The 501-nt window shown below is 50.5% G+C and carries 1 protein-coding gene; it reads left to right on the top strand.

What is annotated here, in order from left to right:
• Positions 1 to 196: 196 nt before the first annotated feature.
• Positions 197 to 501 (top strand): LysR family transcriptional regulator (locus ACR0E6_RS23205; RefSeq protein WP_480587873.1); only part of this gene is annotated, 305 nt, incomplete at its 3' end.

Raw genomic sequence — 501 nt, forward strand, 5'->3', positions numbered from 1 at the left:
CACTCGCGCCTTGCAAATCGAGTGAGAGTTGTAAGTAGCTTTTGTCCGAGTTGCTTTTGGAATACTCAATTCCACTATGCTACTCACATGCCAGAGTCGGCGATTGGATCTCAGCTGTTTCCGCTGACCCACGAATGGTCAGAATTGGTGATCCAACTTTGGGTCGCCTGTCAGATGTATAGGACGACACTGTCGAATGAAGTCAAAGATCAGCCTCAAACAGTTACAAGCACTGGAATCCGTCGTGCGGCTGGGCAGCTTTACCCTGGCGGCAAAAGAGCTTGGGGTGTCCCAGCCCACGGTGTCAAACCTCGTCAATTCGTTGGAGCAACACTATCAGTGCCGACTGCTAGACAGGTCAGGGTCGGTTATCAGTACAACACCTTTGTTGAACAGCATACGAGGTGACATCAAAGCGCTGATCGCCTTGCGAAATGACATTGACGATCGATTGACGGAAGCTCGGAATTTGCACTCTGGAACCTTCCAGATAGGCTACTC

The sequence above is a fragment of the Ruegeria sp. AP12 genome, assembly GCF_056540025.1.